At 70.2% G+C, this 24,391-nt stretch carries 31 protein-coding genes; 22 read left to right on the top strand and 9 right to left on the bottom strand.

The window, feature by feature from the left end; genetic code table 11:
* Position 1 precedes the first annotated feature (1 nt).
* The gene (locus LOK44_RS21330; protein WP_237572074.1) at positions 2–919 is read right to left on the bottom strand and encodes an AraC family transcriptional regulator; all 918 of its coding nucleotides are present in this window, start codon (positions 917–919) and stop codon (positions 2–4) included.
* Between the two features lie 119 nt (positions 920–1,038).
* On the opposite strand from LOK44_RS21330, the gene LOK44_RS21325 reads away from it, so the two are divergent.
* Positions 1,039–2,121: an aldo/keto reductase gene (locus LOK44_RS21325; protein ID WP_237572073.1), complete on the top strand. Its 1,083-nt coding sequence runs from the start codon at positions 1,039–1,041 to the stop codon at positions 2,119–2,121.
* On the opposite strand, the gene LOK44_RS21320 is transcribed toward LOK44_RS21325, so the two are convergent.
* From LOK44_RS21320 to LOK44_RS21310, 3 genes are read right to left on the bottom strand one after another with little or no spacing between them, the layout of a single operon-like run.
* On the bottom strand, positions 2,118–2,483 hold the full coding sequence (locus LOK44_RS21320) for a cupin domain-containing protein (RefSeq protein WP_237572072.1): 366 nt from the start codon (positions 2,481–2,483) through the stop codon (positions 2,118–2,120). The two genes, LOK44_RS21325 and LOK44_RS21320, sit on opposite strands and share 4 nt — an antisense overlap.
* 2 nt (positions 2,484–2,485) lie before the next feature.
* Positions 2,486–3,655: an acyl-CoA dehydrogenase family protein gene (locus LOK44_RS21315; protein ID WP_237572071.1), complete on the bottom strand. Its 1,170-nt coding sequence runs from the start codon at positions 3,653–3,655 to the stop codon at positions 2,486–2,488.
* Positions 3,648–4,844, bottom strand: a complete 1,197-nt coding sequence (locus LOK44_RS21310; protein ID WP_237572070.1) for an acyl-CoA dehydrogenase family protein — start codon at positions 4,842–4,844, stop codon at positions 3,648–3,650. Before LOK44_RS21310 ends, LOK44_RS21315 begins: the two co-directional genes overlap by 8 nt.
* A 166-nt stretch (positions 4,845–5,010) precedes the next feature.
* Here LOK44_RS21310 and LOK44_RS21305 point away from each other — a divergent pair, with 166 nt between their 5' ends.
* On the top strand, positions 5,011–5,817 hold the full coding sequence (locus tag LOK44_RS21305; protein WP_237572069.1) for an SDR family NAD(P)-dependent oxidoreductase: 807 nt from the start codon (positions 5,011–5,013) through the stop codon (positions 5,815–5,817).
* Here the strand turns inward: LOK44_RS21305 and lipE are convergent.
* Positions 5,814–7,052, bottom strand: a complete 1,239-nt coding sequence (gene lipE / locus LOK44_RS21300) for a lipase LipE (RefSeq protein ID WP_237572137.1) — start codon at positions 7,050–7,052, stop codon at positions 5,814–5,816. The genes LOK44_RS21305 and lipE overlap by 4 nt on opposite strands.
* 100 nt (positions 7,053–7,152) lie before the next feature.
* On the opposite strand from lipE, the gene LOK44_RS21295 reads away from it, so the two are divergent.
* The 6 genes from LOK44_RS21295 (at position 7,153) to LOK44_RS21270 (ending at position 12,843) form a co-directional block, all read left to right on the top strand.
* Positions 7,153–8,058 (top strand): DUF1295 domain-containing protein, encoded by a 906-nt coding sequence (locus LOK44_RS21295; protein WP_237572068.1) that lies wholly within the window; start codon positions 7,153–7,155, stop codon positions 8,056–8,058.
* Entirely contained in the window at positions 8,055–9,176 is a 1,122-nt protein-coding gene (locus tag LOK44_RS21290) for an FAD-dependent oxidoreductase (RefSeq protein ID WP_237572067.1), read from the top strand. The genes LOK44_RS21295 and LOK44_RS21290 overlap by 4 nt, the downstream gene beginning before the upstream one ends.
* Before the next feature lie 90 nt (positions 9,177–9,266).
* Entirely contained in the window at positions 9,267–10,454 is a 1,188-nt protein-coding gene (locus tag LOK44_RS21285) for a PP2C family protein-serine/threonine phosphatase (RefSeq protein WP_237572066.1), read from the top strand.
* A complete protein-coding gene (locus LOK44_RS21280; protein WP_237572065.1) occupies positions 10,451–12,082 on the top strand; it encodes a sensor histidine kinase in 1,632 nt (543 codons plus the stop codon). The genes LOK44_RS21285 and LOK44_RS21280 overlap by 4 nt, the downstream gene beginning before the upstream one ends.
* Positions 12,079–12,519: a response regulator gene (locus LOK44_RS21275; RefSeq protein WP_163920521.1), complete on the top strand. Its 441-nt coding sequence runs from the start codon at positions 12,079–12,081 to the stop codon at positions 12,517–12,519. Before LOK44_RS21280 ends, LOK44_RS21275 begins: the two co-directional genes overlap by 4 nt.
* 69 nt (positions 12,520–12,588) lie before the next feature.
* Positions 12,589–12,843 (top strand): metallothionein, encoded by a 255-nt coding sequence (locus LOK44_RS21270; protein ID WP_163920523.1) that lies wholly within the window; start codon positions 12,589–12,591, stop codon positions 12,841–12,843.
* A gap of 3 nt (positions 12,844–12,846) precedes the next feature.
* Here LOK44_RS21270 and LOK44_RS21265 read toward each other — a convergent pair whose 3' ends face one another.
* Together LOK44_RS21265 and mrf are read right to left on the bottom strand one after the other, a co-directional pair.
* Positions 12,847–13,104, bottom strand: a complete 258-nt coding sequence (locus tag LOK44_RS21265) for a type B 50S ribosomal protein L31 (RefSeq protein ID WP_237572064.1) — start codon at positions 13,102–13,104, stop codon at positions 12,847–12,849.
* Positions 13,101–14,300: a ribosome hibernation factor-recruiting GTPase MRF gene (gene mrf, locus LOK44_RS21260; protein WP_237572063.1), complete on the bottom strand. Its 1,200-nt coding sequence runs from the start codon at positions 14,298–14,300 to the stop codon at positions 13,101–13,103. The genes LOK44_RS21265 and mrf overlap by 4 nt, the downstream gene beginning before the upstream one ends.
* A gap of 100 nt (positions 14,301–14,400) precedes the next feature.
* On the opposite strand from mrf, the gene rpmB reads away from it, so the two are divergent.
* Genes rpmB through LOK44_RS21240 form a run of 4 tightly spaced genes read left to right on the top strand, consistent with a single transcriptional unit; the run spans position 14,401 to position 15,387 of the window.
* The gene (gene rpmB / locus LOK44_RS21255; RefSeq protein ID WP_237572062.1) at positions 14,401–14,637 is read left to right on the top strand and encodes a 50S ribosomal protein L28; all 237 of its coding nucleotides are present in this window, start codon (positions 14,401–14,403) and stop codon (positions 14,635–14,637) included.
* A complete protein-coding gene (gene rpmG / locus LOK44_RS21250; RefSeq protein WP_237572061.1) occupies positions 14,637–14,804 on the top strand; it encodes a 50S ribosomal protein L33 in 168 nt (55 codons plus the stop codon). The genes rpmB and rpmG overlap by 1 nt, the downstream gene beginning before the upstream one ends.
* Positions 14,804–15,067 (top strand): 30S ribosomal protein S18, encoded by a 264-nt coding sequence (rpsR, locus tag LOK44_RS21245; protein ID WP_237572060.1) that lies wholly within the window; start codon positions 14,804–14,806, stop codon positions 15,065–15,067. The genes rpmG and rpsR overlap by 1 nt, the downstream gene beginning before the upstream one ends.
* Positions 15,064–15,387, top strand: a complete 324-nt coding sequence (locus LOK44_RS21240) for a hypothetical protein (protein WP_237572059.1) — start codon at positions 15,064–15,066, stop codon at positions 15,385–15,387. The genes rpsR and LOK44_RS21240 overlap by 4 nt, the downstream gene beginning before the upstream one ends.
* Here LOK44_RS21240 and LOK44_RS21235 read toward each other — a convergent pair.
* Entirely contained in the window at positions 15,374–15,751 is a 378-nt protein-coding gene (locus LOK44_RS21235) for a hypothetical protein (protein WP_237572058.1), read from the bottom strand. The genes LOK44_RS21240 and LOK44_RS21235 overlap by 14 nt on opposite strands.
* Before the next feature lie 102 nt (positions 15,752–15,853).
* Here LOK44_RS21235 and LOK44_RS21230 point away from each other — a divergent pair, with 102 nt between their 5' ends.
* From LOK44_RS21230 to LOK44_RS21200, 7 genes are all read left to right on the top strand, one after another.
* On the top strand, positions 15,854–16,327 hold the full coding sequence (locus tag LOK44_RS21230; RefSeq protein ID WP_237572057.1) for an SRPBCC family protein: 474 nt from the start codon (positions 15,854–15,856) through the stop codon (positions 16,325–16,327).
* Positions 16,328–16,477: 150 nt separating this feature from the next.
* Positions 16,478–17,497, top strand: coding sequence for an alpha/beta hydrolase (locus LOK44_RS21225; RefSeq protein WP_237572056.1), 1,020 nt, complete (start codon positions 16,478–16,480; stop codon positions 17,495–17,497).
* A gap of 60 nt (positions 17,498–17,557) precedes the next feature.
* Positions 17,558–18,523: a DUF4129 domain-containing protein gene (locus LOK44_RS21220; RefSeq protein ID WP_237572055.1), complete on the top strand. Its 966-nt coding sequence runs from the start codon at positions 17,558–17,560 to the stop codon at positions 18,521–18,523.
* Positions 18,520–19,005, top strand: coding sequence for a hypothetical protein (locus LOK44_RS21215; protein ID WP_237572054.1), 486 nt, complete (start codon positions 18,520–18,522; stop codon positions 19,003–19,005). The genes LOK44_RS21220 and LOK44_RS21215 overlap by 4 nt, the downstream gene beginning before the upstream one ends.
* The gene (locus LOK44_RS21210; RefSeq protein ID WP_237572053.1) at positions 19,002–19,976 is read left to right on the top strand and encodes an AAA family ATPase; all 975 of its coding nucleotides are present in this window, start codon (positions 19,002–19,004) and stop codon (positions 19,974–19,976) included. Before LOK44_RS21215 ends, LOK44_RS21210 begins: the two co-directional genes overlap by 4 nt.
* 10 nt (positions 19,977–19,986) lie before the next feature.
* The gene (locus tag LOK44_RS21205) at positions 19,987–21,237 is read left to right on the top strand and encodes a DUF58 domain-containing protein (RefSeq protein WP_237572052.1); all 1,251 of its coding nucleotides are present in this window, start codon (positions 19,987–19,989) and stop codon (positions 21,235–21,237) included.
* Between the two features lies 1 nt (position 21,238).
* Positions 21,239–21,658, top strand: coding sequence for a hypothetical protein (locus LOK44_RS21200; protein ID WP_237572051.1), 420 nt, complete (start codon positions 21,239–21,241; stop codon positions 21,656–21,658).
* A 7-nt stretch (positions 21,659–21,665) separates the two neighbouring features.
* On the opposite strand, the gene LOK44_RS21195 is transcribed toward LOK44_RS21200, so the two are convergent.
* Positions 21,666–22,127, bottom strand: coding sequence for a MarR family winged helix-turn-helix transcriptional regulator (locus LOK44_RS21195; RefSeq protein WP_237572050.1), 462 nt, complete (start codon positions 22,125–22,127; stop codon positions 21,666–21,668).
* 86 nt (positions 22,128–22,213) lie between these two features.
* Here LOK44_RS21195 and LOK44_RS21190 point away from each other — a divergent pair, with 86 nt between their 5' ends.
* Genes LOK44_RS21190 through LOK44_RS21180 form a run of 3 tightly spaced genes read left to right on the top strand, consistent with a single transcriptional unit; the run spans position 22,214 to position 24,371 of the window.
* Positions 22,214–22,645: a Rid family hydrolase gene (locus LOK44_RS21190; protein WP_237572049.1), complete on the top strand. Its 432-nt coding sequence runs from the start codon at positions 22,214–22,216 to the stop codon at positions 22,643–22,645.
* 40 nt (positions 22,646–22,685) lie between these two features.
* Entirely contained in the window at positions 22,686–23,492 is an 807-nt protein-coding gene (locus LOK44_RS21185; RefSeq protein ID WP_237572048.1) for an acyl-CoA thioesterase, read from the top strand.
* A gap of 27 nt (positions 23,493–23,519) precedes the next feature.
* Positions 23,520–24,371, top strand: a complete 852-nt coding sequence (locus tag LOK44_RS21180; RefSeq protein ID WP_237572047.1) for a rhomboid family intramembrane serine protease — start codon at positions 23,520–23,522, stop codon at positions 24,369–24,371.
* The last annotated feature ends 20 nt before the right edge of the window (positions 24,372–24,391 follow it).

The following is a 24,391-nucleotide window of genomic DNA, read 5'->3' as shown; positions in this document are numbered from 1 at the left end:
CTCACACCAGGGCGACGGCGTGCGTCGGCTGGTCCCGTAGGCGCTCGGCATCGCGGCCGGGCGGAACTCCGAACAGCCTGCGGTACTCGCGGTTGAACTGCGACGGGCTGTCGTAGCCGACGGCGTGACCGATGCCCGCGACGTCACCGGGGCGGGCGAGCAGCAGCGACCGGGCATGTTGGAGCCGGATGCACTTCTGGAACTGCAGCGGCGTCATGGCGGTCACGCCGCGGAAGTGGCGGTGGTAGGCCGACGAACTCATGCCGGCCATGCTCGCGAGGTCGTCGATCCGCAGCGGCTGGGCGTAGTTGTCGCGCAGCCAGCTGATGGTCCGGCTGACGTACGCGAGATTGCCGTCCGCCGAACCGATCTGACGCAGCGTCGCGCCCTGCGGACCGGTCAGCACCCGCCACAGGATCTCCCGTTCGATCAGGGGTGCCAGGACTGCGGCATCGTCGGGCCGGTCGAGGAGGCGGAGCATGCGAGCGACGGCGTCGAGCAGGTCGACGTCGGCGTCACCGGTGGTGATCGCGGACTCGGGATCGTCGGTGCGCCTGCGTCGTTCGCCCGGCGCGCGAAGCATCAGCGCGGCGATCTCGGCGGGCCGAAGTGCCAGGCCGAAGCCGAGGGACGGCGATGCCGCGCTGGTGTCGACGTAGTGGCCCGTGACGGGCACCGTGGCCGCGACGAGTAGGCATTGGCCCGCGCGGTACTCGTACGCCCGGTCGCCCAGCAGCAGGCGCTTGCCGCCCTGGGCCATGACGACCAGCAGGGGCTCGGTGAGCGTGTAGTCGGGTGTGGAACCGTCGGTCGCCACCTTCGACAGCAGCACGCCGTCGATCGCGGTGGTCATGTCCGGGCGGGCGTGGCGCGCGATGCGGTCACCGATCTCGGCGAGCAGTACGGCGCGAGTGTGCACTGTCCGATCATCTCCGATCGAAGAGGATCGTGCAAGAGCCCGCAGCGATCGATCTACCGCGGCCGCTCATTCGCGCATTGAATGGAGCCATCCAAAACGCAACGCTAGGAGATGGATTCATGTCACTCGATCACTACGTCACCCTCGGTAGGTCCGGACTTCGGGTCAGCCCGTTCGCGCTCGGCGCGATGACGTTCGGCAACGACCCGGGTGGTGCAGGGACGTCCGTCGAGGAGTCCGAGCGCATCCTCGAAACGTATCTCGACCTCGGCGGGAACTTCGTCGACACCGCGAACTTCTACACCAACGGCCACTCCGAGAAGATCCTCGGCGACTGGTTCGCAGCCCGGCCCGGCAGGCGCGAGCACGTGGTGCTGGCGTCGAAGTTCTTCACCAACATGCACCCCGGTGACCCGAACGGCGGCGGTGCGGGCCGGTCCTCGATCCGCGCCCAGTTGCGCGAGACGCTGCGCCGGCTGAACACCGACTACCTCGACGTGTATTGGATGCACAACTGGGACAGGCACACTCCGATCGAGGAGACGATGTCGACCCTCGACGACCTGGTCCGCGCAGGCACCATCCGCTACGTCGGGTTCTCGAACACCCCGGCATGGGTCACCGCGCAGGCGCAGACCACCGCGCTGCTGAAGGGTTGGGCGCCACTGATCGCGCTGCAAGTCGAGTACTCGCTGCTCGCCCGCACCGTCGAGGGTGAACTGGCACCGCTGGCGCTGGACACCGGCATGGCGCTGGTGCCGTGGAGTCCACTGAAGAACGGGTTCCTGTCGGGTAAGTACCGGCGCGGGGCGGCGGTCACCGACTCCGCCCGCGTCGCATTCGTGGGCGGGCCGTCCGACGACGAGTTCCGCGTCATCGAGGCGGTCGCTGACGTGGCAGCCGAGGCCGGTGTCTCCTCGGCCGCCGTCTCGCTGGCCTGGCTGCGGGCGCGACCGGGCACCGTGGTGCCGATCATCGGGGCGCGGCGCCTCGAGCACCTCACCGCCAACCTCGCCGGGCTGGACGTGGCGCTCACCTCCGACCAGGTCGCCCGGCTCGACGACGCGTCGGCCCCCGCGTTGAGCTACCCCGCCGCGCTCAACGGGGACATGGCCACGATGCTGCAGTTCGCGGGCGCCACGGTCGACGGGCGACCGTCGGCGGTCTACCCGCCGCTGCTGGCCAGTGACGTCAGGTATTAGCCGGCGTAATAGTCTGCGCCGCGCGAGAATTCGACGAACGTGCAGGCCTCGTCGCCCACGCACCAGGCATCGTGGCCGGGCGGCAGCAGCATGACGTCGCCCGCGGAGAAGACCTCCTCGGACCCGTCGGCCATCTGGACGCCGAGGGCGCCGCGCAGGACGAGGGCGACGTGCGGCAGCTCGCACAGCTCGGTGCCCGCGTACTGTTTGAGGTCGTTCGACCAGCGGGCGCCCCGGTCGAACGTCACCTCGGTCACCGACACCCCGGTGAGTTCGGCAGTGCGTTTGGAGATGAGTCCGTGGACGTCGCTGTCGATGTCGGCGAGATGCGCCTTCTGCATGGCGGGATGAAAGGTGCTCATGGCTACGCGCTCCTCCCGTCGGCTACCCGCGGCGGACGGTCCGCGGTCGCGACGTCGAGCACCAGCTCGGCGACGCGATTGCGGTGCTGTTCGGGACTGCCAAGCAGTGCGGCGTCGGTGGTCGCGCGCTTGTAGTAGAGGTGGGTTTGGTGTTCCCAGGTGAACCCGATGCCGCCGTGCACCTGGATGGTGTCGGTCGCGACGCGGGCGAAGGCCGCCGAGCACACCGCCTGGGCGATGCTCGCCTCCAGCGCCGGGTCGCCGGTGCCATCGGCCAACGCCCACACCGCGTGGTACGCGGTCGACTGCGCGTGCTCGACCTCGACGAGCAGGTCGGCCAGCTTGTGCTTCACGGCCTGGAACGACCCGATGGGCCTGCCGAACTGCAGCCGGGTCTTGGCGTACTCGACGGACAAATCCAGCAGATGCCGTGCGGCGCCGACCTGTTCGACGGCCAGCAGCGCCGACCCGACCTGGAGGGCGTGCTCGATGACGCGCACCGCTTCGTCCGGTCCCGCCACCAGCTTCGCGGGCGCATCGGTGAACTCGACGTCGGCTTGCGGCCGGGTCAGGTCCAGGGTGGCCAGGGAGATGCGTTGCACACCTGGTGAACCCGCGTCGACGGCGTAGAGCGCCACCCCGTCGGGTCCCGTCGCCGCGACCAGCAGGTCGTCCGCTGACGGGGCGTCCACGACGCGCGGCACCGTCCCGGTCAGCGTCCAGTCCTCGCCCAACGCCGACGCGGTGACGGTGACCGCTGCCGGATCGAACGCGCCTGCTCGGTCGCCAACGGCGAAGGCCGCCGTGCGCCTGCCCTCGACGAGTTCGGGCAGTAGAGCGTCGCGGACCGCACCGCCCGGTGCGGCGACGAGAGCGGGGATGGCCAGGTACACCGTGCCGAACAGCGGCCCGCAGGCAAGTGCGGCGCCGAGCCGTTCGACGGCGACGGCCTGATCGATCAGCGAACCACCAACGCCACCATCGGTTTCCGGCACGGACAGGCCCAGCACGCCCAGCTCCCCGCCGAGTCGCGCCCATGCCTTGCGGTCGAACGGCGGGTCGGACTCCATGAGCCGTCGTACGGCGGCCTCGTCGAAGTGATCGGCGCAGAACCGGCTCACCGCCTCGCGCAGTTGGGCCTGCTCGTCGGTGAAGATGAATGGCTCAGCCACGGGGAATCTCCTTCCAGGGCATGCCGGCATCGGCACGCAGGTCGCCTGGCAGGCCGAGGATGCGCTCGCCGAGGATGTTTCGCATGACTTCGGAGGTGCCGCCCTCGATCGTGTTGGCACGGCTGCGCAGGAACCGCTGTTGAATCGGTCCGCGCCAATCGGATTCGTTCTCGGGATCCCTACCGGAGCTGTAGCCGTGGTATAGCGTGCCCTCCGGGCCGAGCAGGTCCATGCAGAACTGGTAGATCAGCTGGTTCAGCTCGGCGCCGACCATCTTGCCGATCGAGCCCTCCGGCCCGGGTCCGCCCATCGTGGCCGCCGCGCGCGACCGCTCGGAGGTGAGCCGTTGCGCCTCCGACCGCAACCACAGCTGGGTGAGCCGGTCGCGGAGCACCGGGGTCTGCAGATCGGGCCGCGCCGCCCACAGCGAGACGGCCTCGGAGATCGTGCCCGCGCCGCGCCTGCTACCGCTGCCGCCGAGTGCGCTGCGTTCGTTCATCAGCGTCGTCATCGCGACGTTCCACCCGTTGCCGACGGCACCCAGGCGGTGGGCGTCGGGGATGCGGGCGTCGGAGAAGTACACCTCGTTGAACTCGGCCTGGCCGGTCAGCTGCCGCAGCGGCCGCGTCTCGACGCCGGGCCCGTGCATGTCGACGACGAAGTACGTGAGGCCCTTGTGCTTGGCCACGTTGGGGTCGGTGCGGGCGAGCAGCAGACCCCACCGGGCGCGGTGGGCGAGGCTCGTCCACACCTTCTGTCCGTTGACGACCCATTCGTCACCGTCGGGCACCGCGGACGTCGCGAGCCCGGCCAGGTCGGAACCGGCGCCCGGCTCGGAGAACAGCTGACACCAGATGTGCTCGGTGCTGGCCAGCGGGCGCAGCCACGACTTCTTGAGGTCGTCGTCCTGGGCGTGCTCGCGGATGGTGGGCGCCGCCATGCCGTAGCCCATCGGGTTCAGGCCCAGGGGGACCGGGCCGCCCGCGCCCTGCAGGATGCCGTCGGCGACCGCCTGCAGGCGCCGCGAGACGCCGAGGCCGCCGAGACCCTCGGGAAAGTGGACCCAGGACAGGCCTGCGTCGTAGCAGGCGGCGAGGTACTCGGGAATCGGAACGGACTTCGGATCGTGTTCGGCGACCACCCGGTGGGCGAGGTCGGCCACCCGGTCGACATCAGCGTCGTTGCTCATCTGCCCACGATAGGAAGTCGACACCCGTCAAGAAAGGGCGGGGGGTGAATCCGGCCCAATTCGCTCACCAGGTGGAACATTGGGCGGTCGACCACGCCGACTCGCGCGGGGGCTCGAGTGACGGATGGGACTAGAGGACGCCACCGACTGCGCTTACGGTGAGGCCATGGTGCTCAGACGCGATGCCGCGTTCCTCGACGGGCGGGTCGCCGTCGTCACCGGTGGCGGGTCGGGGATCGGGCGCGGCATCGCCGAGGGCTTCGCCGCCTACGGCGCCAAGGTCGCGATCTGGGAACGCGACGGCGAGACCGCCGCCGCGGTCGCCGAGAAGTGCGGCGGGCTGGCATGCACGGTCGACGTCCGCGATACGGACCTGGTCGACGAGGCGCTGGCCACCACGATCGAGACACTGGGCGTACCAACGATTCTGGTGAACAACGCCGGCGGCGTCTTCGCATCGGGAATCCTCGACACCTCACCCAACGGGTGGGACGCGCTGATCCGATCGAATCTGACCCACGTGCTGCTGTGTACCCAACGCGTCGCCAAGGCGATGGTCGCCGCCGAACTCGGCGGCAGCATCGTCAACGTCACCTCCATCGAGGGGTTCCGGGCCGCACCGGGATACGCCGCCTACTCGGCGGCCAAGGCGGGCGTCGTCAACTACACCCGCACCGCCGCACTCGAACTCGCGCCGCACGGCATCCGCGTCAACGGCCTGGCGCCCGACGTCACCGCCACCGAGGGGCTGGCGAACATGGCGCCACCGGGATGGGAGGCGCGCACCAGCAACACCATCCCAATGGGCCGGGTCGGGCACGTCGACGAGATGGCAGGCGCCGCAGTGTTCCTCGCGTCCGACCTGAGTTCCTACGTCACCGGGCAGACGCTGCACGTCGACGGCGGCACCGCTGCGGCGGGCGGCTGGTACCACCACCCCGACGACGGCCGGTACGTGCTTGGGCCGAGCTAGCGGACCCTGGGGACCTCCGCGGCGATGGCGTCGAGCAGCGCCGGGTACCGCTTGGCCTCGCGGTGGCCGCCCGGCTTGCCGCTGCTGATGATGCCCGCCGAGAGCCGGCGCGACGGGTCGGAGTATACCGCGACGTTCACCAGCCCGGTGTGCCCGAACGCGTCAGGGGCGTCCCTGCCGAACGGACCAAAGCGCTTGGAGCCCAGCATGAAACCCGTGCCCCAGCGCAGAGGCACCATGCCCGTCGCGACGTCGGGCCGCAACCGGCGGGCTTGCCGGGTCGCCTCGCGCAACGTCTCGGGTAACATCACCCGGACGCCGTCGAGTTCGCCTCCGCGGGTCCAGATCTCGGCGAACCGGGACAGCTCGTGGGCCGTCGACACCGTGTTCGACGACGGCAGCACACCGGTCAGGTAACGCTCTGTGTTGGTGAACGGGATGAGCTGGTGGGTCGTCCCGCCGATCGCGGTCTTGAACGCCTTGGCCATCGGCGGCGGCAGTGGCTTGCCCGTAGCGTGGCTCGGCGCGACGAGTGGGACGTCGGTGGGCAGCACGCCGTAGTTGGTCCAGCGGAAGCCCAGCGGGTCGAGGATCTCGGTGGCGAGGATCTCGCGGATGTTGCGGCCCGTTGCGGCCGAGACGATCTCGCGCACCAGCGGCCCCCACGTCAGCGCGTGGTAGACGTGCACCAGACCCGGCTTGTAGATCGGCTTCAGCTTGCCGAGCATCTCGCGGGCGTACTCGCTGTCGTCCATGCGCTTCACGTCGGGCTTGGGCCCGGTCGCGAACGGGACGCCCGCGCTGTGGGTCATCACGTGCCGGATCGTGGTGCGGTCCTTGCCGTGGCTGGTGTAGCTGGGCAGGTACTCGCACACCCGGTCGTCGAGCGAGAACGCGCCGCGCTCGACCAGCATGTGCACGACGGTGCTCGTCATCGCCTTGGCCGCCGAGTACGCGCAGAACGGCGTGTCGGTGGTGACCGCGACGCGGTCGGCGTCGGGCGAGTCGGCCGGTCCGTTGCCCCAGCCGTGCCCGATCGCCCGGTTGAGCACCACCTCGCCGTCGACGCGCAGGCACACCTGGATTGCCGGGTGCATGCCAGCCCGGTACCAGTGCCGGGTCTTCTCCCAGATCCGGTCGGCTGCGCCCGCGGGCAGCACGGTGTCGTTCTCCTCGCCGACCGCGGTGACGGCATCGAGGTCGGCGGGAACGCAAATACGGCCCTCGGCAGCCATCTGGTCGGTCACGTCGACAGGTTACGGCCCGAGCCGAAACCCGCCCCGCGACCGAATTAGAACGTGTTACAGTTCGGCCACTTTCGAGCCGGAGGGAACCATGGCCGAGGCGGCGTTGCAGACCAGATCGAAGGCGGCGTCGCTCGCCATCGTCACGCTCGCCTACGTCATCGCGATCGCGGTCGCCGCGGCATGGCTGATCTGGGGTCCCACCACAGGCCGGCTGTGGCTCGACACCCTGATCGCGGACGTGCTCGCCACCCTCGTCGTCTTCACGTTCAGCCGGGCCTACCGCAACTCGAGTTTCTACGACGCGTACTGGAGCGTCATCCCGCCGCTGCTGCTCTTCTACTGGTGGAGCCAGGCCGGCCCGGGCGTCGACGACCTGCGCGCCGTGCTGGTCGCCACGGTCGTGGTGCTCTGGGCCGTGCGCCTGACCGGCAACTGGGTGTACGCCTTTCCCGGCCTGCACCACGAGGACTGGCGCTACCCGATGTTCCGCGACCGGGCGGGCAAGTGGGAGTTCTTCGCCGACCTGGTCGCCATCCACGTCATCCCGACGCTGCAGGTGTTCCTCGGCATGGTGCCGGTGTACGTCGCGGTGACCCGGCCCGGCGACGGGATCGCCTGGCTCGCCGTCGTGGCGTTCGTCATCGGCGTCGCGGCGGTGACACTCGAACTCGTCGCCGACGTCCAGATGCACCGCTTCGCGCGGGTACGCAAGCCGGGCGAGGCGATGGACCGCGGGCTGTGGTCGTGGTCGCGGCACCCCAACTACTTCGGCGAGTTCGGGTTCTGGTTCGCCCTCGGCCTGTTCGGCGTGGCGGCGGCACCCGCCGACGCCTGGTGGCTGATGGCAGGCGCGGCTGTGATGCTCGCGCTGTTCCTCGGCGCCAGCATCCCGATGATGGAGGAACGCAGCCTGCAGCGCCGCCCCGAGTACCAGCAGGTGATCGACCGGGTGTCCACGTTCGTGCCCCGCCCACCCAAGCGCGGCCGATCGTGAAGCGCATCGTCATCGCGGGTCTCGGCGACAGCGGCGTGCTGACCGCGATCAAGCTCGCCAAGCGGCCCGACGTCGACGTCGTGGGCATCTCGTCGAAGCCGGGGCTGGTGAGCGGGCAGGAACTCGGCTGGCGCATCAGCAGACCCGACCACTGGGCTCAGCACAACTGGATCGCATTCGACCGGTTCCGCGGTCTCGACCGGGTGCGCACCGTGCACGGCACCCTCACCGGCGCCGACCTCGACGGCCGCACGGTGTCCGTGCGCACGGCCCACGGGGACACGGCGACCGTGGGCTACGACGCACTGGTGATCTCCACGGGTGTCACGAACGGCTTCTGGCGGCAGCCGACCCTGCAGTCGCACACCGAGATCGGCGCCGACCTGCACGCGGCGCACGACCGGCTGTCCGCGTCGGCGTCGGTGATCGTCGTCGGCGGCGGCGCGGCCGCGGTCAGCAGTGCCGCGAACATCGCCAGGACCTGGCCCGCCAAGCGCGTCGAGCTGTACTTCCCCGGCGACCGCGCGCTGACCCAGTACCACCCGAGGACGTGGTCGCGGATCGAGCGCAGGCTCGTCGACGCAGGCGTAAAACTGCGCCCCGGGCACCGCGCCGTCCTGCCCGACGAGTTCACCGGCGACGAGATCACCACGGGGCCGGTCCGGTGGAGCACCGGCCAGCCCGACGCGTGGGCCGACGCCGTGCTGTGGACCATCGGCCGGGTCAGCCCCAACACCGCGTGGCTGCCGTCCGCGCTGCTCGACGACGACGGCTTCGTCCGCGTGACGCCCGAACTGCAGGTGCCCGGCCGCCGCGGCGTGTTCGCGCTCGGCGACGTCGCGGCGACCGACCCGCAGCGCAGCTCGGCCCGCAACCGGGCCGACGGGCTGCTCGCGGACAACCTGCTCGCCTACTTCGAGGGCCGCCCGCTGCGCTCCTACCGCCCGCCGAAGTCCAGGTGGGGATCGATCATCGGCATCCAGCGCGACGGGCTCGAGGTGTTCGCGCCGAACGGCCGCGCGTTCCGGTTCCCGGCGTGGTCGTTCGAGCGCGTGCTGATGCCCGTGATCGTGCGGCGCGGAATCTACCGCGGCGTGCGCGACTCGACCCCGCGTTAGTCAACTTCCGAACCAGCACAACGACGCCGCCGGTCGTCGGTATTGTCATTGCATCGTTCACCCGTCCACCACCACATGCGTCGGAAGCCCGTGCTCAAACCTGAATTCGACCCAGCTGCTCCTGGCCAGCAGCTGTCAGTCCTATTGGTCGAGGACGACCGGGCCGACGCGATCCTCGTCGAGGAACTGATCGCCGACACGAACGCGGACATCGCCGTGGTGTGGGCGCCGTCGATGGCCGACGCCGAGCGTGAACTCTCCAAGTCGCGGCCCGACTGCGTGCTGCTGGACCTCAACCTGCCCGACGCCAACGGCATCAGCGCGCTGGACCGCATCACCAAGCGTGACGATCACGTTCCCGTCGTCGTGCTCACCGGCCTGTTCGACGAGCACTTCGGGGTGTCGGCAGTCGCGTCGGGCGCCCAGGACTACCTGGTCAAGGGCCGGGTGGAGCCGGAGATGCTGCGCCGCGCCCTGCTCTACGCAATCGAACGCAAGCGTGCCGAACTCACCGCCGTCGCCTTGCGCGCCAGCCAGCTCACCGCACTGGAGAACGCCCGGTTGGCCCGCGGGCTGCTGCCGACGCCGCTGCTGCACGAGAACCCGGGCGTGGAGATCGAGGCCCAGTACCGCCCCAGCCACCAGAACGCCCTCCTCGGTGGCGACTTCTACGACTTCGTCCAGACCCCCGACCGCACGGTCCACGTCATGGTCGGCGACGTGGCCGGGCACGGGCCGGACGCCGCCGCACTGGGGGTGGCCCTGCGGATCGGCTGGCGGGCGCTGACGTTCGCTGGCCTGCGCGGCAACGAGCGCATGCGCCAGCTCGAACGGATCCTGCGGGCCGAGAGCCCGGTGAGCAGCGGCGTGTTCGCGACGGTGCTCAGCGTGGCCCTCGCACCCGACGGGCACTTCACCGTCGTCCGGGCCGGGCACCCCGGGATGCTGCTGCACGGCGCGTCCACCGTCGAATGGCTCGAGCCGCCCGCTGGCCCCGCGCTCGGCCTCAACGGGCAGAACTGGCCGCTGAGCGAGTTGGAGTTGCCGCACGGATATGGCCTGGTGCTGCTCACCGACGGCATCTTCGAGGGTCACGCCGGCCGGGGCAACGAGCGCCTCGGTGAGGAAGGGCTGCTGGAACTCGCCCGGTCGGTCGCCGACCTGCCGGGTCGGCAGTTCGTGAAGGCGATCATCGACGGCGCAGGTGAACGCGCGCAGGCACACGGCGGGCTGTCCGACGACATCGCCGTCGTGCGGGTGGAGCGGACCGCGACATGACGCAACCACCAAGGGAGCCCGGGACCAAGAGCCGCAAGCTCACCGTCCAGGGCTGGCAGAACCTCGTCCTGTCCGCGATGGGCGTGGTCGTGCTGGCAGGTGCGATCACGGGCGGCGTCCTCGTCGACCGCACCGACGACGTGTCCCGCGACCTGATCGATGACATCCAGCCCGCACGCGTCGCGTCCTACCGCCTGCAGACGGCCCTGCGCGACCAGGAGACCGCCACCCGCGGGTACGCGATCACCGCCAACCGGCAGTTCCTCCAGCCGTACTACGACGGACAGCAGGCCGAGGACGCCGCGGTCGAGGCGATGAGCGCGCGACTGGATGACCGGCCAGACCTGATGGCGGATCTAGACGCCGTCGAAGCCGCTGCCGACCAGTGGCGGACGCGGTACGCCGAACCGCTGATCGCCAGTGTCGTGCCGCAGGCCGCGGCGCCGGTCGACCAGTCGGTGATCGAACGCGGGAAGGCCGAGTTCGACGACATCCGCCGAGTCTTCGACGTCCAGTCGGCCAACCTGATGACGACGCGTGACGACGCGGTCGCCGAACTCGACACCGTCAGGGACTGGCGCGACAGGGTGCTGATCGCGATGATCGTCGCGTTCTTCGTTGCCGCCGTGCTGCTGGCCATCCTGGTGCGCAACGCGGTGACGCGCCCGCTGTCCTACCTCGCGGAGTCGTGCAGGCGCATCACCGAGGGCGAGTTCGACAAGAAGATCGTGCCGCGCGGGCCGAAGGACATCCGCGCCATCGCGACCGACGTCGAGGACATGCGCCAGCGGATCGTGTGGGAACTCGAGATCTCCCAGCAGGCCCGCGCGCTGCTCGACGACCAGACGGTCGAACTGCGGCGCTCCAACGCCGAACTCGAGCAGTTCGCCTACGTCGCCTCGCACGACCTGCAGGAACCGCTGCGCAAGGTGGCGTCGTTCTGTCAGCTGATCGAGAAGCGCTACGGCGACCAACTCGATGAACGCGGCGTCGAGTACATCCGGTTCGCTGTGGACGGTGCCAAGCGCATGCAGGTGCTGATCAACGACCTCCTGACCTTCTCCCGTGTCGGACGGTTGAACTCGACGCAGGCCGACGTGGACCTCGGCGAGGCCATCGAGGCGGCCCGCGGCAACCTCACCACGTCGATCGAGGAGAGCGGCGCGACGCTAGTGCTCCCCGAGCACGGGCTTCCCGTCGTCACCGGCGACCCGACCCTGATGACGATGCTGTGGCAGAACCTGATCGGCAACGCCGTGAAGTTCCGCCGCGAGGGCGTCCCACCCCGGATCGTCGTCGAGTGCGAGCCCGGCGAGGACGGCTGGTACGCGTTCAGCGTCTCGGACAACGGCATCGGCATCGCCGACGAGTTCGTCGACAAGGTGTTCGTGATCTTCCAGCGGCTGCACGGTCGCGACGCATACACGGGAACCGGCATCGGTCTGGCACTGTGTAAGAAGATCGTCGAGTATCACGGCGGCACCATCTGGATCGACACCGACTATGCCGAGGGCACGCGGTTCCGGTTCACGTTGCCCGTGCCCGCCGCCAAGACCGGCGGCACCGACGAGGCCCTGGAGAACACCGGCGCCGAGCCCGAGCCAGCCCTCGAAGGGACACGCGAATGACCTCCTCTGCCCGACCCATCGACGTCCTCCTGGTCGAAGACGATCCCGGTGACGAGCTGATCACCCGGGAAGCCTTCGAGCACAACAAGATCAAGAACAACCTGCACGTCGCGCACGATGGCGAGGAGGGACTGGACTTCCTCTACAAGCGCGGTGCCTACCCGGACGCCCCGCGGCCCGACCTGATCCTGCTCGACCTGAACCTGCCCAAGTACGACGGCAGGCAGCTGCTCGAGCAGATCAAGTCCGATCCGGATCTGATGCACATCCCGGTCGTCGTGCTGACCACGTCGTCGGCCGAGGAGGACATCCTGCGCAGCTACAAGCTGCACGCCAACGCCTACGTCACCAAGCCCGTCGACCTCGACCAGTTCATGAGCGCGGTGCGTCAGATCGACGAGTTCTTCGTGCAGGTCGTGCGGCTCCCGCACTCCTGACCGCCGGTCCCGGGGTTTGTGGACCCGTGCGCCGGGAACCCATTCGCCGACACGAATGGGAGGTCTGACATGACGATCTGTGCCACCTGCGGGAATGACTACGACAAGGCGTTCACCGTCACCTGGCCGGACGGCCGCACGGCCGACTTCGACAGCGTGGAGTGCGCAGCAGCGCAACTGGCGCCCGAGTGCGCGCACTGCGGCTGCCGAATCCTGGGCCACGGCATCGAGACCGAGGACGCGATCTTCTGCTGCGCCCATTGCGCGCGCAAGGACAGCAACGCCGACGTCAACGACCGCTATCCGGTGCCTGCGGGCGCCTGACCGTCAGCCGCGCGTCCCGTAGCGGCGGCGGAACTTCTCGACCTGCCCGGCGGAGTCGAGAACGCGCTGGCGCCCCGTCCAAAATGGGTGCGAGTCGGCGCTGACCTCGACGACGACCAGCGGGTAGGTGCGAACGCCGTCCGGAGTCTCCCACTCGATGGTGCGCGAACTCGTCACCGTCGAGCGGGTGAGGAACGCCGCTCCGGTGTTCGAGTCCTGGAAGACGACCGGGTGGTAGTCGGGGTGGACGCCTGGCTTCATCGTAATTCTCCTTCTCCCGTGCCGTGCACGGGCACGTCGGTGGTTGTGCTGGGCTCGTGGCCGCACGGGTCGGCGTGCCAGTCGCCGAACGGGTCGCCGTAGCGGCTCCACTCGTCGCGGGCGGCCATCTCCGCGTCGGTGAGCAGCGCGCCTGCCAACGCGCCGTGGACCTCGGCGGGTTCGGCGCCGCAGATCAGGATGGCCATCGACGTGTGCCGGTCGCCGAAGTCGTCGTGCCACATCAGATCTGCCATCGCTGCGCGTTCGGGATCGGCGTAGGGACGCTCGCGAGCCGTCATGGCGGTTAGCCACTTGCCCGCCGAGTTGACCCGCAGGCCGCCGCCCGCGGACTCCAGCCACATGGCATGGTCCGGCCGGCTGGCCAGCCACAGCCGACCCCGCGTGCGGACGACGCCGTCGAGCAGCGCGTCCACGGCGTCGTGCAGCCGGTGTGGGTGAAATGGCCTGTCCGCGTTGAACTCCAGCAGGAACACGTCGCCGTCGGTGCGTAGTGGCGGCTGCCCAGCGAGCAGCGGGCCGTGCGGGTCGTCGCTGCGTCCCCGGCGAGCGTCGGGTTCGAGGTGCGACAGGCCCAGTTCGAGCCGGTCGACGCCGACGGTGATCCTGGCCCGCGGCGCGAGTCTGCGCAATACGTCGAGTGTGCGCGGGTCCGGCGAGGTGAGCACCAGGGCGTCGGAGAACTCCGCCTGACCCACGACGACCTGTGCGACGGTCCGCCCGTCGGGCAGTTCGTCGTCCGACAGCGCCTGCGGCAGCCACACCGTCGCGTCGACGCACGTGATCACGGCGGCGATCTCGACGTCTCTGGCGGCCGGGCCGTCGGTGAAGCCGGGTCCGACGCGGACGCGGACGTGGTTGATCGCCCAGGCGATCGGCTCCGGCTCGAGCCAGGGGCCGAGCCGCACGACGATGCGCCCGATGTCGCAGCGGCGATGCAGGACGCGCAGCAGGACCAGCAGGTCGTTGCGGACGGTGCAGGCCAGGCAGCCGTGCGCCAGTTCGAGAATCGTTTCGGCCGTGCTGGTTTCATCCTGGTCCCGGGTGGTCACCGTGCGTCTGACGACGTGGCCGTCGAAGCGGTGTTCGACGACGAGCGTGCCGGGCGTCCGCGTCAGCACGCCTGTCACGGCCTCGGTGTCGCCCTGCCCGGCGACCAGTAGCAGTGGTGTGCGCACCATCCTCCTTCCGACAATCATTTTCATTAGGGCGCGGCCTACGCTAGCCTCCGTGACGACGGTTGTCGAAAATCGTTTTCAATAGCGAAGGAGGTGCACCGTGTCGGCTACGTGCCAGATCACCGGTCGCACAGTCGGTTTCGGGAACAACGTGTCCCATTCACATCGGCGCACCAAGCGCACCTGGCGTCCCAACATCCAGGTCAAGACGTACTACCTGCCGTCGGAGGGCCGTCGGGTGCGGCTGCGGGTGAGCGCCAAGGGCATCAAGGTCATCGACCGCGACGGCATCGAGGCCGTGGTCGCACGCCTGCGACGCGAAGGGCAGCGGATCTAGTGGCCAGCCGTACCGACATCCGGCCTTTGGTCAAGCTCAAGTCGACCGCAGGCACCGGATACACCTACGTCACCAGGAAGAACCGGCGCAACGACCCGGACCGGCTCGTGCTGCGCAAGTACGACCCCGTGCTGCGGTGCCACGTCGACTTCAGGGAGGAGCGCTGATGGCGAAGACCAGGAAGCCCCCCGCCCGCCGGGACGCGCGCGACGGCAAGCCGCCGCGCCGCAACATGCTCGCGGGCCTCGGCGTCGAGACCGTCGACTACAAGGACACCGGCACGCTGCGGCAGTTCATCTCCGATCGCGGAAAGATCCGCTCCCGCAGCGTGACCGGGCTCACCGTGCAACAGCAGCGCCAGGTCGCCAACGCCATCGAGAACGCCCGCGAGATGGCCCTGCTCCCGTACCCCGCGGGCCGGCCGCGATGAGTGCGGGCGCTCCGCGGCCGTTCACGCTCGTCGTCTGCACCGGGTGCCACACGCCCGACGGCGTGTTCGAGGAGTTGCGTGGGACGGTCCGCCGCTCTCCGCACGGCATGCTGGTCGCAGCCGGTTGCCTGGTGGGACCGTCGGCGTGCGCGGCACGCCACGACCGCCCCGGCACGCTAGTGGTCATGCAGCCGTGCGCGGTGGATCGCTCCCCGGTGGGCGCGGCCACGTGGGTGGGCCCGATCTCGGATCGGACGGACGCCCGGGCACTCTGCCGATGGGTCGAGGACGGGGACTGGCCCAGCGCTACAGCGGGATGAACCGCTCGCCGTTCAACTCGGTCCACAGCCGACGGAGGGCTGCGGACGCCCGGTGGCGCCACCGCCTGCGCGACCGGAAGCCGTGCGCGACGACGTCGGCGACGTAGTCGACGTCGGTGACCACGTAGCCGCCGTCGGTCCGGCGCCACAGACCGGCCAGACACAACTCGATCGCGGCCATCGTCGTGACGGGGGGCGGGGCGACGGCGTCGAGGTCGGCGTCGGAGACGAACGACGGCCGGATCGACTCGCTGCTGCGGGCAACGGCGCGTGCGTGTACGTCGAGCGCGGAGGCAGTCACACCGGCGGTGTCCGGGCGGCGTCGCAGTGCCAGTACCTCGCGGAACACGTCCTCGTTGCGCATACCGCCAGCATAGGCGTAACAGCGACGTAACACGGAATTAACGCGATGCCGCACTCCGGTAGGGTTCGGCACTGATCCACGCCGAGACGCACGGGAGGCGACATGTCGGGCCGGAAGTTCACCTTCGAGGTCAACCGGACCAGCAGCGCGCCGCCCGCGACGCTGTTCCGGATCGAGGCCGATGGCGCTCGCTGGAGCGAATGGGCGAAGCCCATCGTGTTCCAGTCCAGCTGGGAGACCCAGGGCCATCCGGAGCCGGGCGGCATCGGCGCGGTCCGCAAGGTCGGGATGTGGCCGATGATGATGCTCGAGAAGACCGTCGAGTACGAGCAGGACCGCAGGCACGTCTACGCACTCATCGCGCCCAAGACGCCCGCGCTGGACTACCACGGCGAGGCGCTGTTCACCCCGAATGCGTCGGGCGGCACGGACATACGCTGGCGCGGCTGGTTCACCGAGGGCGTCCGCGGCACGGGCCCGGTCATGCAGGCCCTGCTGCGTGGGGCCATCCAGGTCATCTCTCTGAAGCTGATCCGGGCGGCCGAACGCGAAGCCGCCGCCGCGCCGGGGCACTGAGGAACTGAACCGCTGAGAATCTGGGCGGGCGTCCTCGCGGCGCTGGTCGCGCTTCCCGCGCTCGGTGTTCTCGCGACGCTGCTACACGGGGTTCCCGTCATCGGACTCGCCGCAGGCTTCGTGCCGCCGGTCATGTCGTGGGTGGTCCTGGTGACCGCGGCCATCGCCCTGCTGGCGATGGTCCTCTGGCTGCGCGGGCGTAGCCGGGCACTGCTCGCGGTGGTGGTCGTGGCCGCGCTGACGGTGGCGGCGGGGGCATACGTCGTCGCCAGGCAGGTGACCGTCGTCGAGAACGCGGGCGCCGACGTCGACCTGGTCGACACGCTGGACGTGTGGTCGACACCGGCCGCAGTGCCCGACGTCGAGGAGACCTACTCGTCGTTCGATGGAGAGCCGTTGCGGCTGAGCGTCTTCCGCCCGCCACCCGGCTCGAGACCGGCGCCGGTGCTGCTGTTCGTGCACGGCGGCGGCTGGGTGGCCGGCGACCGCAACGCCCACGCCACCGACCTGCGCTGGTTCGCCGACCGAGGATGGCTCGTCGTCTCCGTCGACTACGCGCTGTCGTCGCCGCAACGCCATCTCTGGGACGTGGTCACCGGTCAGATCGGCTGCGCGATGACGTGGGTGGCCGACAATGCGGAGCGCTTCGGGGGTGACCCGGCGCGGCTGTCGCTGACCGGCGACTCCGCGGGTGGCAACCTCGCGATCAACGCCGCCTACATGGCTTCCGCCGGGACGCTGCGGCCGTCGTGCGGCACCGTGGTACCCGCGGTCGGCGCGGTATCGGCGCTGTACCCAGCGGTCGACCCGGCAGGGGTCTTCGCCAACGACGACGTCGCGCTGGGCGGCACGGCGAAGGGCTTCGCCACCGCCTACCTCGGCGGATCGCCCGTCGACGTCCCCGACCGCTACGCCGCCGTCGCGTCGGCTACCCACGTGAGTCCGGCAGCACCGCCCACGCTGCTGGTGCTCGGGGCCGCCGATCACCTGGTGCCGACCCGTGGCGCGGAGGAGTTCGCCGACCGGGCCGCCGCCGCGGGCGTGGACGTGCATCTGGTCTCGGTCCCGTACGCCGATCACGTCTTCGACGAACGCGAGGGCAGCATCGGCCAGCAGGCGTACCGCCAACTCACCGCGGCCTGGCTGCGCGAACACGGCCAGGGGCCCTGACGACCGGCCTACCATCGACCAGACAGGCGCGGCCGCGGACGGTCGCCGGGAGGTCCGCCGATGGCCGGTTCGCAGACGTCGACACGACGTTCGATCCCGCCTGCCGCAGTCGTGGCTCTCCTGGTGATCGTGGTGACCGTCGGCCTGCGCGGCCACGTGCCAGGGGCCGAGGCGCCCGCTACCGAGCGGCCACCTGACGACCCGGCGTCGACCGTGATCGTGCTCGGGTTGCTCGCGGTGGCCGTCGCGGTGGTGGTGACGGCCGTGATCGTCCGGCTGCGCAGGCCCGTGCCCGCCGCCGCGCCGACGTCGACCGGACCGGCCTGGCTGCGTAGCGACCGGGCCCGCCCGACCTGGCGGGTCGCGATGATCGCCTTCGGTGTCATCGCCTGCTGGCTGCTGATCTTCGTGCTGCTCAGCAGGTGGGACTTCGGCGGGTCGGCCGACCCGACGCTGCCCGAGCCTGCCGGAGATCAGTCCGCCGCCCCGGAGCCGGTCGAGCCCGCCGACACGGCATCGGCGCCACCGGACGCGGTTGAACGAGATTGGGACGCATTGGGTTACCTCTACGTGGCGACTGCGGTCTTCCTCGTCGTGCTCGTCGCCGGAAGCGTGCTGGGCATGCGCCGCCGCCCAGGGGTGACCGACCAGTCCGCCGCGGCGGGGGAGGGGGGACCTCGGGCCCAGACCGACGAGTCCGAGACGCTTGCCCGGGCCGCCGAGGTCGGTCTCGCCGAAGTGGGTGACACCAGCCGCGACCCGCGCCACGCGATCATCGCCTGCTACGCCGCGATGGAACGCGAACTGGCCCGCGTGCCGGGCGCGATGCCACGGGACTTCGACACGGCCTCCGAGGTACTCGATCGTGCGGTGGCGCAGAATGCGTTGCAGCCCGACAGTGCAATCGAATTGGTCGACCTGTTCGACGAGGCCCGGTTCAGCCCGCACGTGATGACCGAGGCGCACCGCGACGCCGCCGTCGCGGTGCTTCGGCGGGTCCTCGACGAGCTGCGGGTCACGGCGTGAACCGGATCGTCGCCGCGGCCGCGCTGCTGATCCTCGGAGTGCAGGCCGCCGTGCTGACACTGCCGGATCGGTCGCCGCTGCCGTGGATGGCCGGTGCCACGCTCGCGGTCGCGCTGCTGGCGCTGCGGTGGCACGTCACGCGGGAGCCCGCGGTGCTGGTCGACGAGTCCAGGGCCCGCGACCCCGAGGAGACGCTGCGGCGCTGGGTCGCCCGCACGCAGACGTTGGTCAGCTGGGCCGACTCCAGCCGCGCGGACTGGGACAAGCACCTGCGCCCGATGCTGGCCCGGCAGTTCGAACTCGCCACCGGACAACGCAAGTCGAAGAACGCCGAGGCGTACCGCGCGACGGCGCGCATGGTGTTCGGTGACGAGCTATGGCGATGGGTCGACCCGGACGACGTCGCGCTGAACGAGCGGGAGAAACCGGGGCCCGGTCGCGACGTCCTCGACGAACTGCTGAAACGGCTGGAGCGGATATGACCGACACGACGAGTGCCACCACGACGGCCGCCCGGTGCGACGCCGTGCTCGACGAGGTACAGCGCGTGGTGGTCGGGCGACGGCCGGCGCTGACCCTCATCCTGATCGCCGTGCTGGCCCGCGGGCACGCGCTCATCGAGGATCTACCCGGGCTCGGCAAGACGCTGATCGCCCGGTGCTTCGCCGCGGCGCTGGGTTTGGAGTTCACCCGCGTGCAGTTCACCCCCGACCTGCTGCCCGCGGATCTGCTCGGGTCGACCATCTACGACATGCGTTCGGGTCGTTTCGAATTCCGGCCCGGCCCGATCTTCACCAACCTGCTGCTCACCGACGAGATCAACCGCACCCCGCCCAAGACCCAGGCCGCGCTGCTGGAGGCCATGGCGGAAGGGCAGGTCAGCATCGACGGCGTCACGCATCGGCTCAGCGAGCCGTTCGTGGTGCTCGCCACCGACAACCCGATCGAGTACGAGGGCACCTACCCGTTGCCGGAGGCGCAGCTCGACCGCTTCACCGTCCGGCTCGAACTGCAGTACCTCACCGGCGCCGAGGAGGTCTCGATGCTGCGGCGCCGGATCGACCGCGGCTCGCCCGACGCCGTGGTGAACCGGGTGGTCGACGCGAACGAGCTACTGGCCATGCGGGAGTCGGTCGAGCAGGTGACGGTGCACGAGGACGTGCTGCGCTACATCGTGTCGCTGGCGACGGCCAGCAGGCAGCATCCCCAGGTCGCGGTCGGCGCGAGTCCGCGCGCCGAGCTGGACCTCGTGCAACTCGCCCGCGCCCGCGCACTGCTGCTCGGTCGGGACTACGTGATCCCAGAGGACGTCAAGGCGCTCGCCGTTCCCGCGATGGCGCATCGCATCAGTCTGCGACCGGAGATGTGGGTGCGGCAGGTGCGCAGCGTCGACGTCGTCGAGGAGTTGCTCCGGCGGGTTCCCGTCCCGCGCACGTCGGGTGCCGGCGAGTGACCGGCGCACCGTGACCACTGAGCACGCCACCGACGTCGAACCGAATTGGCGTGCATCGGGATTGACGCAGGCGCTGGCGACCACCGTCGCGGTGGCGCTCATCGTGGCGGTGGCCGCATCGGCGTGGCAGCTGGCCGTCTTCGCGGCACCGCTGCTGGGGGTGCTGGCGGCCTACCGGTGGCAGCGCCGGGCGCCCGCGGTCACGGTGTCCGCCGATCGAAAGACGGTGCGCTGCTTCGAGACCGAGGACGTGCGGCTGACGGTGTGGGCGAGCGCCTCGGACGGTTCGGCCGTTCGCCTCGAGGTCCTCGGCGCGACGGGTCTGCGGCACGAGGCGATCCCACGCGACGACGGCCGCTTCGAGGTGACCGCGAGTGCGCAGCAGTGGGGCCGCTATCCGGTCACCGTCAGGGTGGGCCTGCAGGCTCGCGGCGGCCTCGTCGAGGGCACCGCGACCGTCCGTGCCGCCGACGTGTTCGTGTTCCCGGTGGTGCCCGCGCAGCCGACGGCGCTGCCGCGCACCGAGCTGCTCGACCGGCTCGGCACCCACATCACCGCGCGCATCGGCAGGGGCATCGAGTTCGGCGGAATCAGGACCTACGTGCCGGGTGATCAACTGCGCACGGTGAATTGGCCGGTCAGCGCCCGCCGGGGGAGCCTGCACGTCACCGAACGGCTCAGTGAGCGCGCCGCCGACGTCGTGGTGCTCGTCGACACCCACGATCAGCCGCCGGGCCCTGCGACCGAGGCGGCTCGGCGCACGGTCGCGGGCGCGGTGCAGGTGGTGCAGAGCGCACTGCGCAGCGGCGACCGCGCCGGCGTGGTGGCGCTCGGTGCGCGCCCGCGGTGGTTGCAGCCGGACATCGGGCGCAGGCAGTTCTATCGGGTGCTCGACGCGACGTTCGCCGTCGGTGACGAATTCGAGCGCACCTCGGGCACTCTCGCGCCTGCGGCCGCGATCCCGACCGGTGCGATCGTGGTGGCGTTCTCGACGTTGCTCGACACCGACTTCGCGCTCGCGCTCATCGATCTCTGCAGGCGCGGACACGTCGTGGTGGCCGTCGACGTGCTCGACCGCGCGCCGTTGCGCGAGGATCACGACCCGCTGATCCACCGGATGTGGTCGATGCAGCGGTCGTTCATGTACCGCGACATGGCGATGATCGGCGTCGACGTGGTGTCGTGGCTGCCCGACAGCACGCTCGACCAGGTGATGCACCTGACGCCCGACCACCGGCGCCGCGTCGCTCGGCGGCGTTGACGTGCGCGCGCTCTCACCCGCCTTCGCCCTGCTGATGATCGCCGCCGGGGCGCTGGGCGCCGTGGGCGCCGACGTCGCGGCGGTGGCGGTGGCGGTCGTCGCGGTGGTCGCAGGCGTGCGGTGGGCGGGCGCCGCCACGCTCGCGGTGGGGTGCGTCGTCGTGCTGATCGTGCGCACCGATCCGCCACCGACGGTGGCCGCCATCGCGGGAATCGCCGCGACGGCATACCTGGTGACCCGGTTCGTCGAGCGGCCCGACGACGCGGTGGCCCGCCCGACCGTGGCCGCCGCGTTGGGCCTGTCGGCGGTGGCGCTGCTGGCGGCGATCGTGCCGGTCGAGGTGGCCTGGCTGCCGCTGGCCGTACCCGTGGCGGTGCTCGCGGCCTACGTCGTCGTCGTGCGTCCGTTCCTGGCGGACTGAGCGCCGGTCAGCCCGGCAGGCGCGCCTTGAGTTTCGCGGCGATGCGCACCAGCGCTAGCTGATCGGCGGCGCTCAGCGGGTCGAGCACGAGTTCGCGCACGGCGCGGACGTGCACGGGAGCGGCGGCGCGAACGATCTCGAAGCCGGCGTCGGTCAGCACGGCGAGGGTGTACCGGCCGTCGTCGGGATCGGGATGACGGGACATCGCGCCCCGCTTCTCCAAACGGGTGACGACGTTCGACAGCCGCGACAGTGACCCGTTCGCTAGGAACGCCAGTTCGCTCATCCTGATCCGCCGCTCGGGCGCCTCGGACACGTGGCTCAGTACGAGGTATTCGAACAGCGTCAGGCCCGACTCGTCCCGCAGCGGCGCCTCGAGCCGGCCGGGCATGAGCAGCAGCAGGGAGATGAGCCCGGTCCAGGCCTCCTTCTCGTCGGCGCTCAACCACCCGTCACGTCGCTCGGCCATTCCCGGCACCATACTCACTTCACGCATGAACTGAAACCGTGCTAGGGTTGACTTCAACCGTGAAGTGAAACGAAAGGCAGAGCCCCATGGCACGACCAGAGTTCTTCGTCACCCCTGGCTACGGCGACACGCAGCTGAAGAACATGCGCTACAGCCAGGCCGTCCGGGTCGGCGACCGCGTCGAGATCTCCGGACAGGGCGGCTGGAACGACCAGTTCGAGTTCCCCGCCGACCTGCGCGAGGAGATCGTGGCCGCCTTCGACAACGTGGAGCGGACCCTGGCCACCGCGGGAGCGACCTGGCGCGACGTGATCTCGGTGGACTCCTTCCACGTCACCGAGGACCCCGCGACGATCGGCGACGCCCACAACTCCGTGATGGTCGAGCAGTTCCGCGAGCGCATGGGTGACCGGGCGCCGATCTGGACCGAGATCGCGGTGCCGGTGCTGGGCGCGGCGAACATGCGCATCGAGATCAAGGTGAGCGCCATCGTCGGACCCGAGGTGCGCGCCGACTGACGCCGCCGGGCCGACGGGCCTCGGCTAGGGTCAGCGCTCTATGACACGTGTCAACTCGGCCGGGGACCGCAGCTGGATCGCCCGCCTGCTCGGCTTCGAGCAGCACGGCGACGTGTTCGTCGCCCCCAACCCCCGCAGCGGTCCCGGCGACCGGCTGTTCGGCGGACTCATCGCGGCCCAAGCCCTGGCCGCGGCGGGTCACACCGTCGAACCCGACAAGCTGCCGCAGTCGCTGCACCTCTACTTCGTCCGCGGCGGCCAGTACGGCGTCGACGTGGAACTGCACGTCGAGCGGACGCGCGATGGGCGGTCCTTCGACACCCGCCGCGTCACCGCCGTCCAGCACGGCAAGGTCATCCTCGAGATGATCGCGTCGTTCCACCGTCCCGAGGACGCCGCCGACTGGCAGCCACCGGTCGTCCCCGCACTCGAGTTCGACGACGCCATGCACAAGGTGCCAAACCTCGGCTTCGCCGAGCGTTTCGACATCCGGGTCACCCCCGGCGACGACTCGGTGTTCGCCGTGCCGCCGTTCTGGATCCGAACGCGCGACGAGATCGAGGACGACCCGCTGATCCGGGCCTGCACGCTGACGTTCATGTCGGACTTCGGGCCGGTGCCCGTCGCCAGGCCGCCCGGCACCCCGCTGCACCCCGAGGCCGGCTACGCCGCGAGCCTCGACCACGCAGTGTGGTTCCACCGCCCGTTCGATCCGCGGCAGTGGCATCGCTACGAGGTGCGGTCGCTCAACAACAGCGACTCGCGCGGCCTGGTCGTCGGTTCTCTTTACTCCGCCGACGACACACTGGTCGCCAGCACGACACAGGAAGCCCTCTGGCGCCTCTAGTGCGGTGCCGCCTGGAAGAGTGGTGACGTGAGCTACCCGTACCAGCCCGTGCCGCAGGGCGCGCCGCCGCCGACGTGCTACCGGCATCCCGACCGGCCGACGTACGTTCAGTGCACCCGCTGCGGGCGGTTCATCTGCCCCGAGTGCATGCGCACCGCGCCCGTCGGACACCAGTGCCCGGACTGCATCGACGCGGCGGCGAAGTCGATACGTCAGCCGACCACGGCCTTCGGCGGCAGGCCCACCACCGTGCCGCTCGTCAGCTACGTGCTGATCGCGCTGAACGTGGCGCTGTTCGTACTGCAGATGGCGAACGACGAGGTCTACCGCCAGTTCGTGCTGTGGCCAGAGGGCATCGCCTACGGCGACCAGTACTACCGACTCGCGACGTCGGCCTTCCTGCACGTCGGCATCACGCACGTCCTGTTCAACATGGTGGCGCTGTACTTCACCGGCCCCGCACTGGAATTGGCGATGGGCCGGATCCGATTCCTCGGCATCTACGCGTTGAGCGCGCTCGGCGGATCGGTCATGGTCTACCTGTTCTCACCCGTCGACCAGGGCACCCTTGGCGCCTCGGGCGCGATCTTCGGCCTGTTCGCCGCGACCCTGGTCCTCGCCAAGAAGCTGAACTTCGACATGCGCCCGCTCATCGGACTCATCGTCATCAACCTCGTCATCACGTTCGTGGTGCCGTCGATCAGCTGGCAGGGCCACATCGGCGGCCTCCTCACCGGCGCGCTGGTCGCGTGGGTCTACGGCTACGCCCCGCGGGCCAACCGAACCCTGATCCAGGCGGGGTTCTCGGTCGCCCTCGTCGTGGTGTTCGTGGCGATCATCTGGTGGCGTACCGGCGCGATCCTCACCGGCGTGGGGTAGCCCAGCCGGTCAGGGAGCCC

This window comes from Mycolicibacterium lacusdiani, from assembly GCF_021916785.1.
Classification (GTDB): domain Bacteria; phylum Actinomycetota; class Actinomycetes; order Mycobacteriales; family Mycobacteriaceae; genus Mycobacterium; species Mycobacterium lacusdiani.
Note: the sequence above shows the minus strand (reverse complement) of the source record. Positions and strands in the feature narration are given on the sequence as shown.